Annotated in this window: 23 protein-coding genes; 3 read left to right on the forward strand and 20 right to left on the reverse strand. The window is 68.0% G+C overall.

Features of this window, described 5'->3' with window-relative positions:
* Positions 1 to 202 precede the first annotated feature (202 nt).
* Genes E3U26_RS15715 through E3U26_RS15730 form a run of 4 tightly spaced genes read right to left on the reverse strand, consistent with a single transcriptional unit; the run spans position 203 to position 3634 of the window.
* Positions 203 to 1288 (reverse strand): ABC transporter substrate-binding protein, encoded by a 1086-nt coding sequence (locus tag E3U26_RS15715; protein ID WP_499105938.1) that lies wholly within the window; start codon positions 1286 to 1288, stop codon positions 203 to 205.
* Positions 1289 to 1335: 47 nt separating this feature from the next.
* Positions 1336 to 1749, reverse strand: a complete 414-nt coding sequence (locus E3U26_RS15720) for an acyl-CoA thioesterase (RefSeq protein ID WP_072464091.1) — start codon at positions 1747 to 1749, stop codon at positions 1336 to 1338.
* A 4-nt stretch (positions 1750 to 1753) separates the two neighbouring features.
* On the reverse strand, positions 1754 to 2674 hold the full coding sequence (locus E3U26_RS15725) for a beta-keto acid cleavage family enzyme (protein WP_499105939.1): 921 nt from the start codon (positions 2672 to 2674) through the stop codon (positions 1754 to 1756).
* An 18-nt stretch (positions 2675 to 2692) separates the two neighbouring features.
* Positions 2693 to 3634: a 3-hydroxyacyl-CoA dehydrogenase NAD-binding domain-containing protein gene (locus E3U26_RS15730; RefSeq protein ID WP_499105941.1), complete on the reverse strand. Its 942-nt coding sequence runs from the start codon at positions 3632 to 3634 to the stop codon at positions 2693 to 2695.
* Positions 3635 to 3860: 226 nt separating this feature from the next.
* On the opposite strand from E3U26_RS15730, the gene E3U26_RS15735 reads away from it, so the two are divergent.
* Positions 3861 to 4571, forward strand: a complete 711-nt coding sequence (locus E3U26_RS15735) for a GntR family transcriptional regulator (protein ID WP_499105942.1) — start codon at positions 3861 to 3863, stop codon at positions 4569 to 4571.
* Positions 4572 to 4842: 271 nt separating this feature from the next.
* Here the strand turns inward: E3U26_RS15735 and E3U26_RS15740 are convergent, their stop codons facing one another.
* The 3 genes from E3U26_RS15740 to E3U26_RS15750 form a co-directional block, all read right to left on the reverse strand.
* Entirely contained in the window at positions 4843 to 5178 is a 336-nt protein-coding gene (locus E3U26_RS15740) for a type 2 periplasmic-binding domain-containing protein (protein WP_499105943.1), read from the reverse strand.
* Positions 5179 to 5686: 508 nt separating this feature from the next.
* On the reverse strand, positions 5687 to 5947 hold the full coding sequence (locus E3U26_RS15745; RefSeq protein ID WP_499105944.1) for a hypothetical protein: 261 nt from the start codon (positions 5945 to 5947) through the stop codon (positions 5687 to 5689).
* Positions 5948 to 6104: 157 nt separating this feature from the next.
* Entirely contained in the window at positions 6105 to 7205 is a 1101-nt protein-coding gene (locus E3U26_RS15750) for a mandelate racemase/muconate lactonizing enzyme family protein (RefSeq protein WP_499105945.1), read from the reverse strand.
* Positions 7206 to 7345: 140 nt separating this feature from the next.
* On the opposite strand from E3U26_RS15750, the gene E3U26_RS15755 reads away from it, so the two are divergent.
* Complete coding sequence (locus E3U26_RS15755) at positions 7346 to 8245, forward strand: LysR family transcriptional regulator (RefSeq protein ID WP_499105946.1); 900 nt, start codon at positions 7346 to 7348, stop codon at positions 8243 to 8245.
* A gap of 43 nt (positions 8246 to 8288) precedes the next feature.
* Here E3U26_RS15755 and E3U26_RS15760 read toward each other — a convergent pair whose 3' ends face one another.
* The 12 genes from E3U26_RS15760 to pobA form a co-directional block, all read right to left on the reverse strand.
* Positions 8289 to 8537, reverse strand: coding sequence for a proline racemase family protein (locus E3U26_RS15760; protein ID WP_499105947.1), 249 nt, complete (start codon positions 8535 to 8537; stop codon positions 8289 to 8291).
* 163 nt (positions 8538 to 8700) lie between these two features.
* Positions 8701 to 8889, reverse strand: a complete 189-nt coding sequence (locus E3U26_RS15765) for a hypothetical protein (protein ID WP_140849002.1) — start codon at positions 8887 to 8889, stop codon at positions 8701 to 8703.
* A gap of 735 nt (positions 8890 to 9624) precedes the next feature.
* A complete protein-coding gene (locus E3U26_RS15770) occupies positions 9625 to 10944 on the reverse strand; it encodes a TRAP transporter large permease (protein WP_499105948.1) in 1320 nt (439 codons plus the stop codon).
* On the reverse strand, positions 10941 to 11462 hold the full coding sequence (locus tag E3U26_RS15775) for a TRAP transporter small permease (RefSeq protein WP_072463967.1): 522 nt from the start codon (positions 11460 to 11462) through the stop codon (positions 10941 to 10943). The genes E3U26_RS15770 and E3U26_RS15775 overlap by 4 nt, the downstream gene beginning before the upstream one ends.
* 17 nt (positions 11463 to 11479) lie before the next feature.
* Entirely contained in the window at positions 11480 to 12505 is a 1026-nt protein-coding gene (locus tag E3U26_RS15780) for a TRAP transporter substrate-binding protein (protein WP_036755640.1), read from the reverse strand.
* Positions 12506 to 12526: 21 nt separating this feature from the next.
* Positions 12527 to 13828 carry a lyase family protein gene (locus E3U26_RS15785; RefSeq protein ID WP_499105949.1) on the reverse strand — a complete coding sequence of 434 codons (1302 nt, stop codon included), beginning with the start codon at positions 13826 to 13828 and terminating at the stop codon, positions 12527 to 12529.
* The gene (locus tag E3U26_RS15790) at positions 13828 to 14673 is read right to left on the reverse strand and encodes a beta-keto acid cleavage family enzyme (RefSeq protein ID WP_499105950.1); all 846 of its coding nucleotides are present in this window, start codon (positions 14671 to 14673) and stop codon (positions 13828 to 13830) included. The genes E3U26_RS15785 and E3U26_RS15790 overlap by 1 nt, the downstream gene beginning before the upstream one ends.
* Complete coding sequence (locus E3U26_RS15795; RefSeq protein ID WP_114534880.1) at positions 14666 to 15376, reverse strand: protocatechuate 3,4-dioxygenase subunit alpha; 711 nt, start codon at positions 15374 to 15376, stop codon at positions 14666 to 14668. Before E3U26_RS15795 ends, E3U26_RS15790 begins: the two co-directional genes overlap by 8 nt.
* Complete coding sequence (gene pcaH, locus E3U26_RS15800; RefSeq protein ID WP_036755628.1) at positions 15376 to 16098, reverse strand: protocatechuate 3,4-dioxygenase subunit beta; 723 nt, start codon at positions 16096 to 16098, stop codon at positions 15376 to 15378. Before pcaH ends, E3U26_RS15795 begins: the two co-directional genes overlap by 1 nt.
* Positions 16095 to 16496, reverse strand: coding sequence for a 4-carboxymuconolactone decarboxylase (gene pcaC, locus E3U26_RS15805; protein ID WP_036755624.1), 402 nt, complete (start codon positions 16494 to 16496; stop codon positions 16095 to 16097). The genes pcaH and pcaC overlap by 4 nt, the downstream gene beginning before the upstream one ends.
* A complete protein-coding gene (pcaD, locus tag E3U26_RS15810) occupies positions 16489 to 17277 on the reverse strand; it encodes a 3-oxoadipate enol-lactonase (RefSeq protein ID WP_114534883.1) in 789 nt (262 codons plus the stop codon). Before pcaD ends, pcaC begins: the two co-directional genes overlap by 8 nt.
* Entirely contained in the window at positions 17277 to 18446 is a 1170-nt protein-coding gene (gene pobA, locus E3U26_RS15815) for a 4-hydroxybenzoate 3-monooxygenase (protein WP_499105951.1), read from the reverse strand. The genes pcaD and pobA overlap by 1 nt, the downstream gene beginning before the upstream one ends.
* Before the next feature lie 87 nt (positions 18447 to 18533).
* On the opposite strand from pobA, the gene pcaQ reads away from it, so the two are divergent.
* On the forward strand, positions 18534 to 19505 hold the full coding sequence (pcaQ, locus tag E3U26_RS15820; RefSeq protein ID WP_499105952.1) for a pca operon transcription factor PcaQ: 972 nt from the start codon (positions 18534 to 18536) through the stop codon (positions 19503 to 19505).
* A 27-nt stretch (positions 19506 to 19532) separates the two neighbouring features.
* On the opposite strand, the gene E3U26_RS15825 is transcribed toward pcaQ, so the two are convergent.
* Positions 19533 to 21440, reverse strand: coding sequence for an FAD-binding monooxygenase (locus E3U26_RS15825; RefSeq protein WP_499105953.1), 1908 nt, complete (start codon positions 21438 to 21440; stop codon positions 19533 to 19535).
* Positions 21441 to 21531 lie beyond the last annotated feature (91 nt).

Consider the following 21531-nt stretch of genomic DNA (forward strand, 5'->3'; position numbering starts at 1 on the left):
ACCATCGCAACAGTCACCGAATCGTCCGTCTTTGGACGGGCTGTGCCGGGACACCCGCCGAAGTCTTCCGCGAGAAGCTAATGACAGAGACGAATCCCCTGCCCTAGTCTAAAACGCGTCAGCGTCGCGGGTCAGCCTGAAACCACAGAAGTGATTTGCGAAGACAGGAGAGCGAAGGCGCCTTCGCTCTCCCTGGCACCGGCTACTTCGCCGCCAGCCAGTTGTTGAACCGCTCGGCCAGTTCAGCGCTGTGATCGGCCCAGAAGCCGGGATCCTCAAGGACGGCATTGGCCATGTTCTCCGGCGCCGTCGGCAGGTTCGGCGCCATCTCGGTCTTGTCGTCCTTGTAGAGCCCCAGAAGCGGGGCCGAGGATTTGCGGGCGGGGCCGTAGCTGATATAGCGCGCCTGTCCGGCCAGGGGCTCGGACCCTGTGGCGAACTTGACGTATTCCAGCGCTTCTTCGGGGTGCGGCGCGCCCACGGGAATGACGAAGGCGTTCAGTTCCAGGTATTGCCCGTCCCAGATCACCTCGAAGGGCTTGCCCTCGTTGATCGCGGCGTCGAAGATGCGGCCGTTATAGGCGGTGGTCATCGTCACCTCGCCGTCTGCCAGCAGTTGCGGCGGCTGCGCGCCTGCCTCCCACCAGACCACGTCCTTCTTGATGGTGTCGAGCTTGGCAAAGGCCCGGTCGACGCCTTCGGGCGTGGCAAGCACGTCATAGACCTCGGATGCCGGCACCCCCTCGGCCATCAGCGCGAAATGCAGTGTGCGCTTGACGTCCTTGGCCAGCCCGCGCTTGCCGGGAAAGGCTTGGGTGTCGAAGAAATCCGCGACGGTCGACGGCGCCTTGTCCGGGAACTTGCTGGTGTCGTAGCTGATCACGGTGCCGGCAAAGATGGTCGCGATGCCGCAATCGCTCAGCGCGCCGTCGATGAAGTCCTCGGCCGCGGGCGTGCCGTCGGCCCCCGGCGGCAGGTCGGCCGGGTCGATGGCGATGACCGCGCCGTCGTCGCAAAGCCGCACGGCATCGGCCATGGCCACGTCGAAGACATCCGCCGTCACGTTCCCCGCGCCCACCTGCGCCCTGAGCAGGACCGAGGGATCGTCCGCCGAGATGGTGGTGACCTTGATGCCGGTCGCTTCGGTGAAGGGCTTGTTATAGGCCTCGATCTGGCTGACCTCGATGGCGCCGCCCCAGGTGACGACGCTGACCTCCTGCGCTGCGCTGGCCGAGGCCACGAGGCCGAATATCAAGGCCAGCGCGGTGGTCGAATGGGGGTGTTTCATGATGTTTCTCCCTGATCTTGTTATGTTGGAACGGTTGTGAAGGCAGGCTATCCGGCCCCCTGCAAGGCAACCCTGACGGGGTCGGGCACCGGGACGCTCTGGCGCGCCAGCGCGTCGAAGAACACCTCGACCACCTCGCAGGTCGCGACGGTCCGGCCGGTGGCGGCTTCCTGCATCGTCAGCGCCAGGGTCACGGATTTGCCGCCGATGCGCGCCGGCTGCCCCGAGATCGCCAGCACCTCGCCGGCCGTGACCTCGGATCGGTATTCGATCTTCAACTGGGCGGTGACGGGGATCACCCCGGGCTGTCCCGGAGGGGGAACCTCCACCCCCGCCTGAGACCAGAAGATGAAGATCGCGTCGTCGAAGGCGGCCGCGTAATGGCGGGCGTTCAGATGCCCGAAATGATCGCAATGCCAGCGATGCGCGACCACGGCATTGAGCGAAACGGGAAAGCGCATCTCCTCAGCCCGCCAGGCGTTTTTCGGCAAGCGCATCGAGTCCCAAGATCCCGCGCGCCTCGTCGGGGGTGGCGACCTCGCAGCCCAGGTCGGCGATGATGCGGCTGGCGCGCTCGACCAGCTGGCCGTTGGTGGCGAAGACGCCGCGTTCCAGGTAGATGTTGTCCTCGAGCCCCACCCGGCAATGGCCGCCCAGGATCGTGGACAGCGCCACGATGTCCATTTGCCAGCGCGAGATGCCGAAGGCGCTCCACGACGCGCCCTCGGGCAGCAGTTCCTTCATGTAGATCAGCGTCTTGGCGTCGGCGGGCGCCGACCATTTGACCCCCAGGCAGATCTGGAACAGCGGCGCCGGGTCGATCAGCCCCTGCTCGATCATCCGCCGCGCCAGCAGGATGTCGCCGGGGTTGAAGACCTCGATCTCGGGCTTGACGTCGCCTTCGCGGATCAGCTGCGCCATGCGGTTCAGCGTGCCGGGCGTGTTCATGAAGATGCAGTCCGGCGCCCCGGCAATGCCGCCTTCCAGGTTCATCGTGGTCACGTCCAGCGTGCAAAGCTCGGGCCGGTTCTCCAGCACATGGCCGACGCGCTCGACGGCACTCGCGACATCGGTGGTCGGATGGGCCACGGCCTCGTCTGCGGGATCCGGCACGAAGGTGGCGCCCATGCCGGTGGTCAGGTTGATGACCACGCGGTCGTTCCTTTCGCGGACGCGCTGGACGATCTCGCGGAAGATTTCGGGAGAGCGGTTGCCGAGGCCGGTTTCCGGGTCGCGGCCGTGGATATGCACCACCGAGGCGCCCGCATCGGCGGCCTCGATGCAGGCATCCGCGATTTGGGCGGGCGTGACCGGATAGTTCGGAAAGCGGGGGTGGATCGGCCCGTCGCCGGTCACGGCACAGGTCAGGACGATTTTGCGTTTCATGGGATCTCCTGTCGGTCTCTAGGCGTGTTCGGGGGCGGCAGGCGTCTTGCGGGTCTCGCCAAGCGCCTTGAGGACCGCGACCAGCTGGTCGTCGCGCTGCCGGCGCAAGGTGGCGTAGTCGCGGCCGTCGATTTCCTCGGCCAGGCCCTCGACCAGCCTGTCGATGGTCTCGGGCGTCAGCTGCGGCTTGCCCAGGTCGTCCCACCATTCGGTGTAGCTTTGGGTGAACTGCTCGCAATAGGCGCGCAGGCCGCCTTCGCCGCCGCCCAGGTTCAGCAGCATATGCGGCCCCATGATCGCCCATCGCAGGCCGGGGCCGGCCCAGATCGCCGCGTTCACGTCCTTGACCGAGGCGACGCCGGCATCGACCAGGTGGATCGCCTCGCGCCACAACGCGGCCTGCAGGCGGTTGGCGACATGGCCCATGACTTCGCGCTTCAGGGTGATCGTCACCTTGCCGCAGCTTTCGTAAAGCGCCCGCGCCCGCGGCAGCACGTCGGGATCGGTGCGATCATTGGCGTAAAGCTCGACCAGCGGCACCAGATGCGGCGGGTTGAAGGGATGGCCGATGATCAGCCGGCCGGGGTTTTTCCAGCCCGCCTGCAGGTCCGACAGCTCCAGCCCCGAGGAGCTGGTGGCGACGATGGCATGCGGCCGCAGATGCGGCTCCATCGCGGCATAAAGCGCGCGTTTCGCGTCCAGGCGCTCGGGGATGTTTTCAAAGACGAAATCCGCCTCGGCCAGCGCGGCCTCGAGCGAGGGCGCGACGTGAAAATCCGGCTCTGTGGTGTCCCCCGCCAGCCCCAGTTCGACCAGCGCCGGCTTGACCGAATCCCAGAACTCGGCGACCACCCGCCCTGCCTCGGGGCGGGTGTCATGGATCACCACCCGCCGCCCCGAGGCAGCCATCAGCGCCGCCCAGCTGCAGCCGATCAGCCCGGTGCCAATGATGGCGATCACTCGCAAATCGGAGGGATCGGTGGTTTCGTCTCGCGCCATCATGTCCTCATATATGATATCTGATCAGATTTAGGTCGACGTCATGCGGGTCCGCCCTGCTGCATCCACCCTAGGAGGCGCGAATCGATTCTGTCAATGAATATGATATCTGATCAGATATTGCGGACTGATTGCCTCGGCCTGGGCATTTCTTTACGCTTGCGCCAAAACCATCCAAGGATCCCGCATGGCCCCGCGCTCCGCCTCCCTGCCCGCCTTTCAGCAACGGCAGGTGATTTCCGAACCCGATCACGTCTATGGCGAGTTGAAGCAGTCCTTCATGATCGGCGAGTTCGAGCCGGGCCAGCGCCTGACCCTGCCCGAGCTTGCCGCGGCCTTCGGCACCAGCCAGATGCCCGTGCGCGAGGCCACCAGCCGCCTGGTGGTGGCGCGCGCCATCGAGGCGATGCCGCGCCGCTCGATGCGGGTGCCGCAGGCCACGGTGGAGCGGCTGGACGCGCTGCTGCCCCTGCGCTTGCATCTCGAGGGCGAAGCGGCCCGCCTTGCCGCCCTGCGGCCCGACCCGCAACTGGCCCGCCGGCTCGCGCGCATCGACGAGGAGATGCGCGCCATGGTGCCCCGGCAGGACACCAAGACCTATCTGCGGCTGAACCAGCAGTTCCATTTCGAGGTCTACCGGCAATGCGGCAACGACGACCTGGTCGACCTGATCGAGCTGCTCTGGATGCGCTATGGGCCGTTGATGAGCATCGTGCGCAGCGGGGTGCTGTCCAAGACCGGCCAGGTGCGCCACGCCGAGGTGATCGCGGCGATCCGGCAGGGCGATCCCGAGGCGGCCCGCGCCGCGATCTGCGGCGACATCGCCGAGGCCGCCGAGGCGATTCGCGCCCGGATCGCCACCGACAAGGCCACGCCTGCGCACCCGAAAACCGAATAGCGCCTGCTGGTGCCGCCAAAGGATGGGGGATCGATCCTGTCGCAAAAGCCCCGGCCGGTTTCTGTCCCCGATGGTCCGCGATCCAGGATCCGGGCAGCACGCCAGGACCGCCAGGCCGGCCGGGATACTCGGCCGCATAGTGCGTTCGATGTCCAGAACCACGAACCGGACGAATCCTTGCGCCGGAACGGTCCCGTCCATCCCTGCTCGACGCAGCCGAAAACCGCATCGACTTCAATGCCCTGCGCGGCGGTCTCCAAGGCTTCGCGCTTCATCGCAGCGCAGATGCGATGGTAGAGGAAGCCGAGGCCTTCCCCCCCGTCCTCGAAAGGCCGCAGGCGCGGAAGATCCCGGCACGGATTTCCCCGGTTTCGGGCTTTTCTCTGAGAAACATCTTTGCACGATCAGGTTGTCGGTCCGAGGCGGCAAACACGCCCTTGGGGTCGTGCGGGAGTTTCATGGCATATCGCGCAACCGTCCAGGTCGGGGTCCACAGCGTCACGACGATGGGCAGTTGCCGGTCCACGGCCGTCATGCCCGCGGTGCTGCCCTCGGCCAGTTGCAGGGCGAGGCAGTATTGCTCGACGGCCTGCGCTGTCTTGCGCATCCACCCCGCGCAGGGCTCGATGCCGATGATCTTCGCCCGGTTCGTGGGTGGTGTCGTTCTGCTCCTCGATCGGTGATCTCGACAACGTTGGGAACGGCCAGACCCTGGCAAAGGCCATGCGAAGCGATCGAGAGCTTCGCGGGCTGGTTTCCCGATAGCCGGCTTGGCCCATGCCCGACCACGGGTCAGGCCGACATAAGCAATGCCCAATCGGGGACGCGATCGGCTCTACCGTATAGCCCTTGTTCCCAAGAACCTTCCCGGCCACCGCTGCGGTTGGCACCTCTCAGGCCATGGTGCCCGGCTCGAACCTTGTCCCGCGCTTGCGGCCAGGGTGCTCATCCGCACCGCCCAAGAGCTTTCACCAGTCGTTTCATGGCATCCCGCGATGGTCTGACCGGGCTTCGTCGCTTGTGACGGAACGCGAATCGCTGCCGGCCGCAAAGCTCATATTGATATACTACAAATAATAGATATTCTGTCTATTAAAAATACAGAATGGACGGCGTCAGTGGATTTCGTCGAGACGGTCGTGGACCGGATCGGCGAGATCATGCAGCCGATCCGCTCGGGGGCCATCAGCTGCGACCATGTGCGGGGCGATTCTTACGATCGGGTTGCGGCGGGCGGGTCCAGCCGCCGGTCCGATGACCAGGTCACGCTGTTCAAGAACGGCGGCGGCGCGCATCTGGACCTGATGATCGCCAGCTATGCCGTCGAGGCGGTCGAGGCCCTCAAGTCCTTGAAGATAAAATATCGCAGCCGGCATCTGCCGGATCGCAGAACGGATGTCCGCCTTGGGCCGCCGGATCGTGTCCGGCGGCCCATAGGATCACGATGCGGAGTGCGTTCATGGCCCGCGGCCAAGGCAGCACGCCGCCGCGTTCGTTGTATGTCGACAGCTTGGGCCGTGCCCCTGGCGCCCGTTACGAAAAGCTGGCGACGGGGGCGCCGAGCAGCGCGCGGTCGACGGTGATGCCCAGGCCGGGGCCGGTCGGCGCGGCGCCCCGGCCGTTGCGGCTGCGGGGCTGATAGCCGGCGACATGCTCGTTCGTCCAGTCGTTGAAGAACGAGGTGTGCAGCAGATGTTCGGGGCTGGAGCTGGCCGCCACATGCGACACCGCCGCCGAGGTGACGTCGCCACCCCAGACATCCTCGATGGCGAAATGCATGCCCAGATCCTGCGCGGCATTGCGCAGGGCGACCGTCGGGGTGATGCCGCCCAGCCGGCCCAGCTTGATGTTCACCGCCGCCGCCGAGACCTCGTATTTCGCGCGATACAGATCGGCGTGGTTCAGGACGGATTCGTCCATGATCATCGGCAGGTGGCCGGTGCGGCGCAGGAGGGCGCAATCGGCCAGTTCGCGGCAGGGCTGCTCGAAGAACATGCCGGTGTCGTCCAGCGCGCGCATCGCGACCTGCGCTTCCAGCAGCGTATAGCCGGCATTGGCATCGACGAAGAAGAATATCTCGGGGAAGGCCTCGGCGATGGCGCGGGCGCGCGCGGCATCCCTGGCCGGATCGTCGCCGATCTTGATCTGGTAGCGCAGGATGCCCTCGGCGCTGCGTTTCTGGACATAGGCGATGCTGTCTTCGACCGAGGACAGCGGCACCGCCTCGAAGATCGGCAGCTCGGTGCTGAGCACGCCGCCGATCAGCGCCGAGATCGGCAGGCCGACCGACTTGCCGAAGATGTCCCAGCAGGCCACGTCGAAGGCGTTCTTGGCATTGGCCTGGCCCATCAGCACGCTCGACATCAGCCGCTGCAGATGGCTGGTCCGGCGCGGATCCTGGCCGATCAGCAAGGGCGCCAGCTCGCGCAACGCAGCGCGGGTGCCGGCGGCAAAAACCGGCAGGTAGTTCCCCGACAGCGTCGCCGCCTCGCCCCAGCCCTCGATGCCGTCGTCGGTGACGACCCGCACCAGGTTCGAGGGCTGTTGCCTGGCCGAGCGGCCCTTGGACATCACATAGGTGCCATGGGCATAGGTCAGGTCGTATTCGTAAAGCTCGATGGCCGAGATCTTCATGGCGGTCCTCTTTCCTGCCGGGTGGCGCATCCGCCCAAGGCGGTGCGATCTGTTCATGGGGCAGGATTTCCATGGCGGCCGCGCTTGCCGCAAATCAGTTTTCCACTATACAAGGATCAGAAAATCTGAGCCTGGGGATCATGCCGGTTTCGCCGCCTTTCAGCAGGATGCCTTCCCTGAACGCCCTGCGCGCCTTCGAGGCGGCGGCGCGGCTTGGCAGTTTCCGGCAGGCGGCGGACGAGCTGATGGTAACGCCGGGGGCCATCACCGCCCAGATCAAGGCGCTGGAGGCGGACTATGGCGCCGCCCTGTTCGAGCGCCGGGCGCATGGCGTCCGGCTGACCCCGCTGGGGCAGCGCGTCGCGCCGGGTTTCATCGCGGCCTTCGATGCCCTTGGCCATGCGGTGCGCGAGCTTCGGCGCCATGCCGCGCCGCGCCGGGTCCATGTCGTCACCTCGCCGGCCCTGGCGCAGCTGTGGCTTGCACCGCGCCTGCCCGCCCTGCGCGCGGCGCTGGCACAGGTGGACATCTCGGTCACGGCGCTGGAGGATCCGCCGGATCTCAAGCGCACGCCCTTCGACCTGTGCCTGTTCTATGCCCGGCCTGGCCCGGACCGCATCAACCTGTGGGACGAGATGCTGTTGCCGGTCTGCACGCCCGCCCTGGCCGAAGGCCTTGCCGAGCCCGCCGATCTGGGCCGGGTGATCTGCATCTCGGACGTGGTCTGGCAGGACTGGAAGATCTGGGCCAAGGCGGCGATGCCGGACGGCGCGGTCGTTCCCACCGGCCCCGGCTTTTCGCTGTATGCGGTCGCCGTGCAGCAGGCGCTGGCGGGCGCCGGAGTCCTGATGGGCCGGCAATCCCTGGTGCAGGGGCATCTGGACAGCGGCACGCTTGTCGCCCCCTTCGGCCGGCCGGTTCCGTTGGGCCTGTCGGTGACGGCATGGATGCTGCCGGAAAGCCGCAACGACCGGGCGGTGATCGCGGTGGCCGACGCGTTGCGCGATGCCGCGGGTGGCGCGTCAGCCGGCCGTCCATGACCGCCGGCGTATCCCGGGCCCAGGTGTCGCCGACCGTGCAGCCTTAAGGACCGCGGTCCGGCGCAAGGAGGTTGAGGCCGTGGATCCAGCCGGCCCCCGAGATTTCCAACACCACGCGGCGGCGGGCCATCTTGGTCTCCCAGACCAGCCGCCCGGTATCAGCGTTGCCGAGAATGTCCTGATGCCGGAAGCTCTGGCTCAGCGGCAATTCGCCCTTGGCGCAGGTGCCGGGTCGCAGAGGGCAGCGAACGAGCCCGGCCGGCAGGTGGATGCCGACCTGTTCCCGCTGCATCTGCCGGAGGGGGTCGAAATCGTCCCCGGCGCCGAGATCGCCGAGGCAAGCTGGGTCGATCCGGCATGCGACGACATCCCCCTCGCGCCGTTGACCGCAGAGGAGATCCTGCCGCGCTGGGTCTCGGGCGCCTTCGCCCGGCTGCAGGCCGGCTGGCCCAGGCTCATCGCCCGGCCGGAAGCAGCGGGCCGACGATGTCCAGGATTGTCGCGATGGCCGCTTGCGCCGTCCCCGGCATCTCGAATTCGGCGAGTTCGACCCCGGCGATGCGCTCCGGCGGGATGGCGGCAAGAAATACGCGCAGCCGGTCGGGGACAAGCCCGCCGGGAACGGAATAGGCGGCGGCCGCCAAGCGCGACATCCCTGGCCAGCTCAAGCCCCAAGCCAATCGGGCGTGGGAGAAACAATGGACATTACCGTCCTGATTCCCAGGCTCATCCTGATCGCCGCAAGCGCAGTCCTGCCGGCGCCCGAGTCAGGCCGCAAGGCGATGCATCCGCGCCGAAGAACGGCCCGCTGGCTCTGCTGGCAGGCGACGAGCCCGCGGCCGAAACAGCGGGCGCGAATGTTGCCGATCGGGGGATGCCCGGCGCACAGGCCCGGCCCGAGGGCAAGGCGGCCGCAGCGGATCACGGCCGCCCCGCAATCGGAGCCGACGGCAAGGCGGCGGCGCTTGCGCGACTGGCCTGCCTGGGCTGGTTTGCTCTCAAACGGCCCGGCAATCAGGCAGCAAGCCCCTCGCCGCGCGGACCGGTTTTTCAACGCGGCCGCCCAGCCGCCCGGTCTTCCGCATCGAGCCTGGCTCTGGAACGGGGCTTTCGCTGGACAGGCTTGATCCGACCGGATGGTCGCTGCCCGCGCCCGCAAGGGGGCAAAGCGGGCGGGGGACCGAAGGCCTCGACGATCAGACTCGCCGCAATGGAAGCGGACAGGAAATCGTCCGGCGATCCACCTGGCGGGATCGGCGGAAAAGGCCGCGGCTCGAACGGGGAAGCGTTCGAAACATCCCCCGCCGGGCCGGGCGGCACGGGCGAGGGACGGCGCGGCCCGGCCTTCGCGACCGGACCGGCGCGCCAGGGGCGGGCAGCTATCCCAGCGCCCGCACCAGCCCCAGCGTGATCGCCGGGAACGCGACCAGCAACACGATGCGCAGCAGGTCCGAGATCAGGAACGGCATGACCCCCTTGAAGCTTTCCCACATCGGCACCTCCTTGGCCATCGCGTTGATGACAAAGACGTTCATCCCGACCGGAGGGGTGATCAGCCCCACCTCGACCACCACCACCGCCAGGATGCCGAACCAGATCAGCGTGTCCTCGCGGCCCATGCCGAAATCCAGCCCCGCGATGATCGGATAGAAGATCGGGATGGTCAGCAGCAGCATGGACATGGAATCCATCACGCAGCCCATCGCCAGATAGAGAAGCAGGATGGCGACCAGAACCATCATCGGCGACAGCCCCGCCTCGACGATCATCTGCGAGGCCAGCATGGGCGTCTGCGTGGCGGAAAGGAAGGCGTTGAACATCTCGGCCCCCAGCATGATCAGAAAGATCATGGCCGAGGTCCGGGCCGTGCCTTGCAGGCATTCGACCAGCCCCTTCAGCCGCAGCCCGCCATGCAGCACCGCCAGCACGAAGGCCCCGAAGGCGCCGACCGCCGCAGCCTCGGTGGGGGTGAACCAGCCGCGATACATGCCGACGATCACCAGCGCGAAGATCAGGATGATCGACCAGGTTTCCTTCAGCGAATCCAGCCGCTCGGACCAGCTGGCGCGGGGGCCGGCCGGGCCTGCCTCGGGGCGGCGGCGCACGAAGATGGCGATCGCCAGCATATAGCCGAGCGCGGCGATCACCCCCGGCACCATGGCGGCGACGAACATCTTGGCGATGCTCTGTTCGGTCATCAGCGCGTAAAGCACCAGGATCACCGAGGGCGGGATCAGGATGCCCATCGTGCCGCCGGCCGCGAGAGAGCCGGTGGCCAGCGCGCCCGAATAGTTGTAGCGCCGCATCTCGGGCAGCGCGACCTGGCCCATGGTCGCGGCGGTGGCCAGCGACGAGCCGCAGATCGCGCCGAAGGCCGCGCAGCCCCCGACCGAGGCCATGGCCAGCCCGCCGCGCAGATGACCCATGAAGGCCGCGGCGGCACGGTAAAGCGCCCGGCTCATCCCGGCATGGGTGGCGAATTCGCCCATCAGCACGAAAAGCGGGATCACCGACAGCGAATAGGTGGAAAACTGGTAATAGGTGTTGGTCTTGAGGAAGGCGAGCAGCGGCATCCAGCCGCTGACCAGCCCGTATCCGACGATGCCGGTCGCCAGCATCGCCACGGCGATCGGAATACGGATGGCCATCAGCGCCAGAAGCACCGCGAAACCCGTCAGCCCGGCGGCGATCCCGGTCATGCGCGCGCCTTTCCGATATGGCCGATCAGGGTGAAGAAGGTGGTCACGATCAGCAGCGCCATCGCCGGCATGGCGATGATGAAGCTCCACCAGATCGGGATGCGCAGGATCATGGTCTGTTCCCCATAGCTGTAGAAATCGACCGCCCCGTGCCACAGCCGCCAGGTCAGCAGCACCCCGATCGCCAGATAGACCAGGTCGCCCAGAGCCTCGAGCGCGTGGTTCGTGCGCGGGCCGGCCTTCATGGTGAAGAAATCGACCAGCACGTTGCCGCCGATGACCTGGCACCAGGGCAGGAAGCAGAAGACGGTGATGGCCGAGAGAACCTCGACCAGCTCGAAATCGCCGGGGATCGGCCAGCCGAGGACGGATCGCAGCGTGACGCTGGCCACGGTCATCAGCATCATCGCCAGCAGCGCCGCGCCCCCGATGGCGGCAAACCAGCGGCAGAGGGCGACGAGCCAGCCGGGCACCGGCACCGGATGGGGCTGTTCGGTCAGGGGTTCGGCTTCGGTCATCTCGCCCTCGCCTCCCCTTACTCGGCGCCGGCCGCGGCCAGCATGGCGCGCGCATCGTCCAGCATCGCCTGCCCGTCCAGGCCGCGGCTGTCCATGGCCTTGACCCAGCCGTCCACCACCGGCTGCACCGCGCTGCGCCATTCCTCCATCTGCTCGGCCGGGATCACGTTGATCTGCGCGCCCGCGTCCAGGGCTTTCTGCCTTTCCTCGGCCTCGACCCGGTCCAGGGCGGCGCCGGCCAGCACCGCCAGATTGGCGCCGGAATTGTCGTCGATCACCTTTTTCAGGTCGTCGGGCAGGCTGTCGTATTTGGCCCGGTTCATCACCAGCGCCATGACCGCGGTGGAAACGCCGCCGTTCTCGACCCCGATTTCGCTATGGGCATTGGTGATCTCGTCGACCCGCAGGGAACCCACGACCTCCCACGGGATCTGCGCGCCGTCGATCACGCCGGTGGTCAGGGCCTGCGCGACCTCGGGCACGGGCATGCCCACGGCAGTCGCGCCAAGCGCATTCAGCGCGTCGGTCATCGCGCGCGAGGGCGCGCGGATCTTCTTGCCCTTGAGATCGGCCAGCGCGGTGATCGGGCCGCTGCGCATGTGGAACTTGTAGCCCGCCGGCGCATGCAGCAAGAGCGGCTTCACCTGCGCCATCTCGTCGCCCAGGTATTTCGCCTGGAACTCTTGCAGCGCGGCGGTGGTCTGGACGGCGGTGCCGGACATGAAGGGCAGTTCGAACACCTCGGCCACCGGGAAGCGGCCGGGCGTATAGCCCAGGAGCGTCCAGGAAATGTCCACGATGCCGTCGCGCGCCTGGTCGAAGAGTTGCGGCGGCTTGCCTCCCAATTGCATCGAGGGGAACAGTTGCACGTCGATGCGGCCGCCCGACTGTTCCTCGACGGCCTTTTCCCAGGGGATCAGGATCTCGGTTTGCATCGGCGCATCGGCCGACAGGAAGTGATGCACGCGCAGCGTCACATCGGCGGCGCATGCCGCGCCACCCAGCGAAAGCGAGGCGATGGCCGACAGGATCAGGGTTTTCATGGTTTCCTCCCGTTGCGTTGTTCAGATCGGTCGTGCGGCGCGCGCTTGCCGGGGCGCGGCGCCGGTCAGGTTCTCGGGCCTCAGGGCCTTGGCCCAGTCGCGGCCGGGGGCCAGTTGCGCCAGCGCATCGGCCAGCGTCGGCGCCTCGCCCCCGGCGACCTGCGCCAGCGCCTGCGCCACGATCCGCAGGGCCTCGGCGCGGGGCATGGCCTCGGCCAGCAGAAAGCCCGCGGCCTCGGCCGCCATCCGCCCGCGGTCGGCGGCGAAGGTGGCCGCGATGCCGTCGGGGCGCGGGGCCAGCGTCTCGGCCAGCGCGCAGCCGATGCGCAGCGCCGCGGCCGCGCGTTCCAGCATTCCCGGTAGCAGGTTCCATTCCAGCCCCAGCGCGATGCCGTCGCGTTCCTGCGCATGGACCAGCGCCTGGTGCATCCCCGCCAGATCGCCGGCATTCAGCCGCGCCAGCGTCACCAGCGCCTCGGCCGCGACGGGGTTCTGCTTTTGCGGCATGGTGGACGAACCGCCCCCGAAGCCCGCCGCCAGTTCGGCGATCTCGCTTTGGCCAAGCTGCACCAGGTCGAGGCCCATCTTGCCAAGCCCGCCCGTGACCAGCGACAGCCAGCCCGCCAGTTCCGCGATGCCGTCGCGGGCCGCGTGCCAGGGCCCATCCGGCACCCCGAGCCCCAGCGCCGCCGCCATCGAGGCGCGCAGCGCCGGGCCGTGGCCGGCCAGCGCCGCCTCGGTCCCCGCCGCCCCGTGCAGCGAGACCAGCAGCAGCCGCGGCCGCAACTGATCCAGCCTTTGGCGGTTGCGCACCGCCATCCCGTGCCAGACCGCGATCTTGGCGCCCAGCGTGGTGGGCGCGGCGATCTGGTGGCGGGTGCGCGCCGGGATCGGCAGGTCGGCGTGATCCGCGGCCTTCTGCGCCAGCAGCGCCGCCAGACGGTCCAGGCGCGCGGCCAGCAGTTCCAGCGCCGCCTCCAGCTGCAGCGCCAGCGCCGTGTCCACGACGTCCTGCGAGGTGGCGCCGTAATGGGCGAATGCCCCGGCCTCGCCCGCCGCGGATTTCAGCGCCGCGACAACCGGCTGCGCAGCGATGCCGGCCAGGGCCACCGCCGCGGCCAGGTCCGCCGGGTCGGGGTCCAGAGCCTCTGCCGCCTTGGCGATCGCCTCGGCCGCCGCGGCCGGGATCGCCCCCAGATCGGCCTGGGCGCGGGCCAAAGCGACTTCGACCCGCAGCATGGCCCGGATGGCCGCGCGATCCGACAGGATCGCCGCCATCTCGCCGTCGCCGTAAAGCTGTCCGAACAAGGTGCCCACCGTCATCAGACCATCCGCAGCCCAAGGATCTGTCGCGCCTGCCGCCATGTCGCGACGGGGCGGCCGTATTTCCCGCACAGCTCGACCGCACGGCGGACCAGCGCCGCGTTCGAGGGCGCCAGCCGGGTCCGGTCCAGCCGCAGGTTGTCCTCGAGCCCCGTGCGCGCGTGGCCTCCCGAGGAAATCGCCCATTCGTTCAGCACGATCTGGCTTGCGCCGATCCCGGCCGCGCACCAGGGCGCGTCCTCGCCGAACAGCCGCTTCACGGTGCGGATGTAATAGTCGAAGACATCGCGATCCGCGGGCATGGCGTTTTTCACCCCCATCACGAACTGCACATAGGGGGTGCCGGCCAGCCGCCCGTCCTCGGCCATCTTCTTGGCCTGGAAGATATGGGACAGGTCGAACGCCTCGATTTCCGGCTTGATGTCGTATTCCAGCATCTCGGCGGCCAGCCAGTCCACCAGGTCCGGCGGGTTTTCATAGACCCGCGTCGGGAAGTTGTTGGACCCGACCGACAGCGAGGCCATGTCGGGGCGCAAGGGCAGCATGGCCCCGCGCGCCTGCCCCGCCCCCGACCGCCCGCCGGTCGAAAGCTGGACGATCATGCCGGGGCAATGTTTCTCCAGCCCCTCCTTCAGCGCGGCGAAGCGGTCGGGGTCGCTGGTCGGCCGCCCCTCGTCGTCGCGGACATGGCAATGGGCGATCGAGGCGCCGGCCTCGAACGCCTCATGCGTGGATTCGATCTGTTCGGCCACGGTGATCGGCACCGCCGGGTTGTTTTCCCTGGTCGGCAGGCTGCCGGTGATGGCGACGCAGATGATGCAGGGTCTTCCGGCCGGGTCAGACATCGAAGAACACCGTTTCATCCTCGCCCTGCAGGCGAATGTCGAAGCGATAGACCGGGCGGCCGTCGCGCAGGGTGCGCTTCGCGATCAGCGTGGCGCGGCGGCGTTCCCATTCGATCAGGTTCAGCACCGGATCGGTGGCGTTGGCCGGGCCCTCGTCGTCGAAATACATCCGGGTGTTCAGGCCGATGTTGATGCCGCGGGCGACGATCCACAGGTTCAGGTGCGGCGCCATCGGGATGCTGTCTTCCTGCGCGCGACCCTGCCAGTCGGGATGGCTGTCGCGCACCCGCTGGCTGACGCCCGAGACCATGCGGGCCCGCGCCCTGACCGGGCCGGGCTTGACGGTATCGAAACCCCATTCGCCGGTCTCGAAATCGGTGATGACCCGGCCCCAGCCGCGAAAGCCCTCCTCGACCGCGCCGCCCGCCTCGGGATGGGCATAGATGCCGGCGGCATTGGCCTGCCAGACCTCGATCAGCACGTCCTTGACCGGGCTGCCGGTGCCGTCGATCACCACGCCCTCGACCCGGATGCGTTCGCCTGCGGCGTTCGGCCCGGCGATGTCCCAGCCCAGCTCGCGGTCGAAGATCCGAAAGCCGGCAGCCCCCGGCGCCAGCCCGATATGGACATAGGGGCCGGCGGTCTGCGACGCGGTTTCCGGCAGGTAGTGCGGGCGGTTGGCCCGTGCATCGACGACCTTCATCAATTCCCCTCCAGCCGGTTTTCGAACATGGTCGAGCGGCGGCCGCGCAGCACGATGTCGAAACGATAGGCGATGCTGTCCAGCGGCACCGTGGCGTTCATGTCCAGTTTCGCGGTCAGCCGGTCGATGGCCTCCGGGTCAGGGACGGTCTGCACGATGGGGCAGATCGGGATCAGCGGATCGCCCTCGAAATAAAGCTGGGTGATCAGCCGCTGGCAAAAGGCGTGGCCGAAGACCGAGACGTGGATATGCGCCGGCCGCCAGTTGTTGACCCAGTTGCGCCAGGGATAGGCGCCGGGCTTGATGGTGCGAAAGAAATAATAGCCGTCCGCGTCGGTGATGGTGCGCCCGCAGCCGCCGAAATTCGGGTCGATGGGGGCCAGGTAGCTGTCCTTCTTGTGGCGATAGCGGCCGCCGGCATTGGCCTGCCACACCTCGACCAGCGTGTCGGGCACGGGCCGGGCGTTCTCGTCCAGCACGCGGCCGTGGACGATGATGCGTTCCCCGATCGGGTCGCCGTCCTTGGCGTAGTTCTTGATCAGGTCGTTGTCGATCGGGCTGATGTCGCCATGGCCGAAGGTCGGCCCGGTGATTTCCGACATCGAGCCTTGCAGGCTGATCAGGCTGAAGCGCGGGCTGCGCGCGACCGAGGTCTTGTAATCCGGCGTCAGCGCCGGCGGGTGGATGCGTCGGTCGCGCTGGTAATATTCTGCGGGGGTCATCGGCTCTCCTCCTCTTCCATCTCGGCGAAGGTCTGCTTGGCCAGTTTCAGCGCGTGGTTCGCCTTGGGCACGCCGCAATAGATGGCGACATGCTGGAACGCCTCGAGGACGTCGCGCTGGCTGGCTCCGGTGCGGGCGGTGGCGCGGATATGCATGGGGATCTCCTCCCAATTGCCGGTCGCCGCCAGCAGCGCCAGCGTCAGCATGGAACGCTCGCGCCGGCTGATGCCGTCCGAGGCCCAGACCGTGCCCCAGGCAGAGACGGTGATCAGATCCTGGAACGGCCGGTCCAGATCCGAGGTCTGCGCCTCGGCCCGGTCCACATGCATATCGCCCAGCACCTCGCGGCGGGTTCTCATGCCGGTCGCATGGCGGTCGGGGACGGGGCTGTCAGACATGGCCGATGTCCTTGAAAAAACGGTTGAGAATGGCCGCATGGGCGGCCGGCGCCTCCACGCAGGGAATATGTCCGGCATCCGCGATCAGGTCGAAGCGCGCGCCGGGGATCAGCGCGGCGGTGGCCCGCACCAGGTCCGGCGGGGTCGAGCCGTCCAGCCCCCCCGCGATCACCTGCACCGGCAGGTCCAGCGCGCGGGCCGCCTCGGCCAGGTCGGCCCCGGCAATGGCCTGGCAGCAGGCGACATAGCCCCCCTGCGGCTGGCGGGCAAGCATCCGGCGCCAGGGCGCGTCGCGTCCCGCCGCCCGGAATGCGGGCGAGAACCAGCGCTCCATCGTCGGTGCCGCGATGCTGGCCAGCCCGTCGTCGCGGATCGCCTGGATCCGGGCGTTCCACATCGCCGCATCGCCGATCCGGGCGGCCGAGTTCGACACCACCAGCCCCGCCAGCAGGCCCGGATGGCGGGCGGCCAGCGACAGGCCGATCAGCCCGCCGATGGACAGACCGACAAAGACCGCCCGCCCCAGGTCCAGCGCCGCGATCAGCGCCGCGGCATCGTCGGCCAGCGTCTCGATGTCGTAGGGGCCGGGCGTTTCCTGGGACAGCCCGTGGCCGCGCTTGTCATAGCGCACCAGCCGCAGCCCCGGCGCCAGATGCGGGATCAGCCCGTCCCAGACCCGCAGGTCGGTGCCCAGCGAGTTCGCAAAGACCACCGCCGGCCCGGTTTCCGGCCCCGACACCGCGACATGCAGATCCGCGCCGTTTGCCATAATCGTCCGCATCAGTAAGGCAACCCCACGTAGTTTTCGGCGAATGCGCGCTGTTGCGATTCGTCGTCGCGCAGGAAGGCGATATCGGCCTTCTGCATCTTCAGGTCGAAGGGGCTCTGGTGGGGATAGCGGTGCAGCAGGCCGCTGAACCACCAGCTGAAGCGTTCCGCCTTCCAGACGCGCAGCAGCGCCTTTTCGGAATAGTGGTCGATGCCCTCGCTGTCCTTGTCCCGGTAATATTGCACCAGCCCGTTATACAGGTATTGCACGTCGCTGGCCGCCGTGTTCAGCCCCTTGGCCCCGGTCGGAGGCACGATATGGGCGGCGTCGCCGCACAGGAACAACCGGCCCCAGCGCATCGGCTCGGTCACGAAAGACCGCAGCGGCGCGATGGATTTCTCGATCGACGGACCCGTGACCAGCCGGTCGGCCACCTCTTCGGGCAGGCGGCGGCGCAGCTCGTCCCAGAAAGCCCCGTCGGTCCAGTCGCTGGTGTGGTCCGACAGCGCGCATTGGATGTAATAGCGCGACAGGTTGGCGTTGCGCATCGAACACAGCGCGAAGCCGCGGTCGGAATTGGCGTAGATCAGTTCGTCGTGGACCGGGGGCGTTTCCGACAGGATGCCCAGCCAGCCGAAGGGATAGGTCTTTTCATATTCGCGCCGCACGTCCAGCGGGATGGTCTGGCGGCTGATGCCGTGGAACCCGTCGCAGCCGGCGATGAAATCGCAATCGATGCGGTGGCCTTGCCCGGCGCGGGCATAGGTCACATGCGGGCGGTCGCCGTCGGCATCGTGGATCACGACGTCCTCGACCTCGAAGACGGTCTGCGCGCCCGCGGCCTCGCGCGCGTCGTAAAGATCGCGCGTCACCTCGGTCTGGCCGTAGACCACCACCGGGGTGCCGGTCAGCCGCTTGAAGTCGATGTGGAACATGCCGCCGTCCCAGGCGATCCGGGTGCCGTCATGGACGTAACCCTCGCGGTGCAGCCGGTCGGCCACGCCCGCTTCCTCCATCAGCCGGACAAGGCCGGTTTCCAGCACGCCGGCACGGATGCGGCCCAGCACATAGTCGCGGGTCTTGCGCTCCAGCACCACCGCCTCGATGCCCTGGCGGTGCAGAAGCTGGCCCAGAAGCAGCCCGGACGGCCCGCCGCCGATGATAACGACCTGAGTGCGCATGACAGTCCCCCTCTGCCGCCGAACTTGACCTGCCACGCATCGCAAGTAAAATGAGAAATTGGGTTTGATGATTATCAGAAACGGCAAGTGTTGGACCGCAGGATTCGGCTGAGACATGTGCAGGCCTTTGTCGAGATCGTCCGCCAGGGCAATCTCAAGCGCGCGGCCGAGGCGCTGTATCTGACCCAGCCGGCGATTTCGCGCACCATGGCCGAACTCGAGGAAATCGTCGGCGCAAGGCTGATGACCCGCAGCCGCCGCGGCGTGGCGCTGACCGCGCAGGGCGAATTCTTCCACGGCTATGCGCTGAACGCGCTGTCGGCGCTGTCGCAGGGGCTGGCGGGCATTTCCGGCGAGGCGCAGGCGGCCGAGCTGTCCTTGCGGGTGGGGGCGCTGCCCTCGGTTTCGGCGCGGCTGATGCCCGAGGTGGTCGCCGAATTGCAGCAGGCCGCACCGCATCTGCGGCTGTCCATCGCCGATGGTGGGCACGGGCATCTGATGGGGCTGCTGCGCTCGGACGATCTTGACGTGGTGATCGGGCGGCTGGGCGCGCCCGAAACCATGCAGGGGCTTAGCTTCACCCAGCTTTACCTGGAGGACGTGGCGGTGGTGGTCCGGCCGGGCCACCCGATCCTCACCGACCCCGACCTGCGCCGGATCGGCGATTTTCCGGTGATCTATCCGACCGAGACCGCCGCGATCCACCCGTTCGTGGAACGGTTGCTGATCGCGCATGGCGTCCTGCGCCCCGCCCGGCGGATCGAGACCGTCTCGGATGCCTTCGGCCGCGTCTTCACCCGGCAGGGCGATGCGGTATGGTTCATCTCGGCCGGGGTCGTGGCGCGCGAGATCGCCGAGGGCCGGCTGGTGCGGCTGCCGCTCGACACGACGCTGACGCAGGGTCCGGTCGGGCTGATGACCCGCGCCAGCCAGCCCGAAACCAATGCCCAGCTGCTGTTCCGGCAGGCGGTGATGCGGGTGATCGCCGAAGGCTTCGGGCCAGGACCGGGGCCAGGACCAGGGTCGGGACCGGCAGATGCCGGCCCGGCCCGCGGCTAGGACGCAGGCCAGGCCCGCCGCCGCGGCCTAGCCCGCCGGCCGCAGCACGCCCGCGAAATATTCCCCCAGCGCCGCGTCGTCCTCCAGCGGCAGAACCTGGGCGACATATTGGTCGGGACGCACCACCACCATGCAACCCCGCTCGCGGTCGATGCCGCGCCGGTCGAAGATGTCGCCCGCGGCCGGATCGGCGCAGAACGCCTTTTCATAGTCGCGCAGCCCGTGGCGACCCTTGCGCGGCCACAGCAGCCCCGGCAGGTCGTCCATCGACAGCGACTGGTGGGGCTGCTGCAATACCGCGCGGATGTCGAACACCGCATCGGGGTCCGCACCCGCGGCGGTATGGCGGCGCAGGACCGAGCCGTCCCGGTCAAGCCGCCCGCAAAGCCGCGCCAGCCCCGAGCCGGGCGCCAGCCCCTGCGCATCGGCAAAGAGATAGATCCGCCAGCGCCCGTCCGCCTGGGCGATGTGGCCCAGATGCATGGGCCGTGCATCGGCCAGCCTTATCACCGGCGCCGAATGAAAGCGCATCCCGACCGGGAACCCGGTCGCCAGATGATGATGCGTGTCCGGCCCGGTCAGCTCCGAGCGGCGATAGCGCGTCGCCGTCCCGGCGGTGAAGCGGCCATGCTGGATGAAATAGCGCTGGAACTCGGCCGGGTCGACGCCTTCGCCGTCGTCCTCGGCGGTCTTGGGACGGGCACTGAACATCCGGGCAAACTCGCGGTCGAAGTCGATCAGCTCCTGCGCGACGCCCTGCCGCTCGGCCGAATAGCTGCGCAGCAGCCCGGCATCGGCCTGTCCGCGCAGCACCGCCGCCAGTTTCCAGCCCAGGTTGAAGCTGTCCTGCATCGAGACGTTCATGCCCTGCCCCGCCTTGGGGCTGTGGGTGTGGCAGGCATCGCCGGCGATGAACACCCGCGGCATGCGCGAGGCCGGGGCATCCGCGGGCAGGTCGTCGAAGCGGTCGGTCAGCCGCTGGCCGATTTCATAGACCGACCACCAGGCGACCTCCTTCACCTCCAGCACATAGGGGTGCAGGATCCGCTGCGCGGCGGCGATCAGGGTTTCCTGGGTGATGTTGCGCGACGCGACGCGCTCGTCCTCGGCCAGCTTGTCCAGCTCGATATAGAGCCGGACCAGATAGCCCCCTTCGCGCGGGATGATCAGGATATTGCCTTCCTGCGCGGAATGGATCGCGGATTTCAGCCGGATGTCGGGAAAATCGGTATAGGCCAGCACATCCATCACGCCCCAGGCCTGGTTCGCCGCCTCGCCGCGCAACTCCCGCCCGATCTGGCGGCGGACCTGGCTGCGCGCACCGTCGCAGCCGACGACATAGCGGGCGCGGACGATCTGGTCGCGGGACGCGTCCTCGGCCCCGGCCAGGCGCAGCCGCGCCTCGACCGGCTGCGCGGGGTCGTCGGGGATGGTCAGGCCGGCCAGTTGCAGGCCGTAATCCGGTTGCAGCCGGGTCGGCGCATGACGCATCGCCTCGAGATAGAAGTCATGCACCCGCGCCTGGTTCAGGATGACATGGGGAAATTCCGAAAGCCCCTCTTCGGTGTCGCGGATGCGGCCGTGGCGCATGATCGGGCCATCGCCGTCCTGCGGCTTCCAGAAGGTGACTTCGTTTACCCAATAGGCTTCCTTCATCACCCGGTCGGCAAAGCCGAAGGCGTTGAACATCTCCATCGTGCGGCAGGCGATGCCATCGGCCTGGCCCAGGTCCAGCGGCCCCGGCCTCCGTTCCACGATGCGGGTGCGGATCGAGGGAAAGACGGCCAGCTGCGCCGCCAGCGTCAGCCCGGCCGGGCCGCTGCCGACGATCAGCACATCGACGTCCCCGTCGTTCCCGGCCGCCCCGTCCTGCGCAGAGGCGGCCGGATGATGGGTCGGGTCGCCAGGCCGGAAGCCGTCAAGGTGAAACTGCATTCTGTCCTCCCTCAGGGTTCGCCCCGACCACGCCGCGGGGTCCGATAACCAAGACGTATACTAATCATCAGTATACTGGTCAATATGATTA

Origin of the sequence: Paracoccus ferrooxidans, assembly GCF_029909815.1 — a bacterium.
Taxonomy (GTDB): Bacteria; Pseudomonadota; Alphaproteobacteria; order Rhodobacterales; family Rhodobacteraceae; genus Paracoccus; species Paracoccus versutus.